This window comes from Actinotalea ferrariae (assembly GCF_019733465.1).
GTDB classification, from domain to species: domain Bacteria; phylum Actinomycetota; class Actinomycetes; order Actinomycetales; family Cellulomonadaceae; genus Actinotalea; species Actinotalea ferrariae_A.
The window spans coordinates 1-2,320 of record NZ_JACVQL010000378.1; the positions used below are offsets into that span (position 1 = coordinate 1).

At 77.4% G+C, this 2,320-nt stretch carries 1 protein-coding gene and 2 pseudogenes; all 3 read right to left on the minus strand.

What is annotated here, in order from left to right; all coding sequences use genetic code 11:
- A pseudogene (locus tag ICW40_RS21280) lies at positions 1-282 on the minus strand (ABC transporter ATP-binding protein); the annotation flags it as partial.
- A gap of 2 nt (positions 283-284) precedes the next feature.
- Positions 285-1,670: pseudogene (locus ICW40_RS20020) on the minus strand (ABC-F family ATP-binding cassette domain-containing protein); the annotation flags it as partial.
- Positions 1,670-2,320: GHMP family kinase ATP-binding protein (locus tag ICW40_RS20025; protein WP_445206265.1), on the minus strand; the 651-nt coding region annotated here is incomplete at its 5' end. The pseudogene ICW40_RS20020 and the gene ICW40_RS20025, both read right to left, overlap by 1 nt.

Below are 2,320 nucleotides of genomic sequence, written 5' to 3' on the forward strand. Positions count from 1 at the left end.
GGCTCGCTCGTCGCGGCCGGTCCTGCGGGGCCGCCGTCGGCGGGGGCGTCGTCGTCCGACGCCGCGTTGCCCGTGCTGAACGCCGCGCGCGGCGCGCCGCGGCGCAGCTCGAGGTACTGCTCGACGCCGCCCGGGAGGTCGCGCACGCGGCCGTCCCCGAGGAGCGCGACCTGGCGGTCGCACACGCGCTCGAGCAGGTACCGGTCGTGCGAGACGACGACGAGCGTCCCCGGCCAGCCGTCGAGGAGGTCCTCCATCGCGGCGAGCGTGTCCGTGTCGAGGNNGTCGAGGTCGTTGGTGGGCTCGTCGAGCAGCAGCAGGTTCGGCTCCCCCACCAGCAGGCGGAGCAGCTGGAGGCGGCGCCGCTCACCGCCCGAGAGGTCTCCGACGACCGTCTGGGCGCGCTCGCGCGTGAACCCGAGCCGCTCCACGAGCTGGGCCGCCGTGAGCTCCTTGCCCGCGACCGCGACGACGCGTCGCTCGCGCTCGACGACCTCGACGACCCGGAGGTGCGCGACGTCGTCGAGCTCCGCCACGTCCTGCGTGAGGGTCGCGACGACGACGGTCTTCCCCCGCTTGATGCGGCCACCGTCGGGCCGCAGCGAGCCGTCGAGCAGGCGCAGGAGCGTCGTCTTGCCCGCGCCGTTGACGCCGACGACGCCGTACCGGTCCCCCGGCCCCAGCCGCCACGTCACGCCGTCGAGGACCGTCCGCGCGCCGTCCTCGCCCGAGCCCCGCGCGGGGAAGCGGACCGTGACGTCCTCGAGGTCGACGACGTCCTTGCCCTGACGCGACGTCGCGAGACGCGTGAGCTCGAGCGGGTCGCGCGGCGGCGGCTCGTCGGCGATGAGCGCGGACGCGGCGTCGAGGCGGAACTTCGGCTTGCTCGTCCGCGCCGGCGCGCCGCGGCGCAGCCACGCGAGCTCCTTGCGCAGGAGGTTGTCGCGCTTGGCCGCGGTGACCCCCGCGGAGCGCTCGCGCTCGGCGCGCGCCAGCACGTACGCGGCGTAGCCGCCCTCGTACCCGACCACCTGACCGCCCGCGCCCGAGGAACCGTCGGCGCCGGAGCTGCCCGTGACCTCCCACATGCGCGTGCAGACGGCGTCGAGGAACCAGCGGTCGTGCGTCACGACGAGCAGCGCGCCGCGCGCGCCGCGGGCGCCGAAGCGCGCCGTGAGGTGCTCGGCGAGCCAGGCGACGCCCTCGACGTCGAGGTGGTTGGTCGGCTCGTCGAGCAGCAGCACATCGAGGTCGGCGACGAGCAGCGCCGCGAGCGCGACCCGACGCCGCTGCCCGCCCGAGAGGTGCGCGACGTCGGCGTCCAGGTCGAGGTCCGCGAGCAGGCCCTGGTGGACCGCGCGCACGGCCGCGTCGCCCGCCCATGTGTGCTCGGCGTCGGAGCCGTGGACGAGGTCGCGGATCCGGGCGCCCGGCGGCAGCTCGTCGCGCTGGTCGAGCATGCCCACGCGCACGCCGCCCGCATGCGTCACGCGTCCCGCGTCGGGCTCGAGCCGGCGTGCGAGGAGGCGCAGCAGGGTGGACTTGCCGGCCCCGTTGGGGCCCACGACGCCCGTGCGTGCCCCGGCGTCGAGGCCGAGGCTCACCCCGTCGAGCAGGGTCCGGGTGCCGACCGTGTAGGTGAGGGAGTCGGCGCCGAGCAGGTGCGCCATCAGTCGCGCCCCGGCGACGTGAGGCCCGGCGGGGCGCCGCCCGAGCCCGCGTGCGAGAGCAGCCGGGCCCCGGGCACGGGGCCGACGGCGGTCAGCACGTCGTCCGCCACGCCCGCCGCCGTCATGGCCGCCGCGATGGCGACCGCGCCCTGGTGCGTCCGCGCGAGCGCGGCGACCGTGGGGCCGGAGCCGCTGACGATGACCCCGAGCGCGCCCGCGTCCTGGGCGACGGCGAGGGTCTCGGCCAGCTCGGGCGCGAGCTCGAGCGCCGCGTCCTGCAGGTCGTTGACCAGCGCCGCGCCCACGGCCTCGGGGTCCCCCGTGCGCAGCGCCTGCATGAGCGTGCGGTCGGCCTCGGGCTCCCCGGCGACGCCGCCGACGATCTCGTCGAACATCCCGTAGACGTCGGGCGTCGAGAGCCCCGCGTCGCGCAGACCCAGCGCCCAGTGGTACTCGCCGCGGCTCATCGCGGGCGTCAGCAGGTCCCCGCGCCCGCGCCCGACGGCGGTCTGCCCGAGCAGCGCGAAGGGGACGTCCGAGCCGAGCGTCGCGGCGATCTCGGCGAGCGCCTCGCGCGGCAGGCCGGTGCCCCACAGCGCGTCGAGCGCCACGAGCGTCGCGGCGGCGTCGGCGGAGCCGCCCGCCATGCC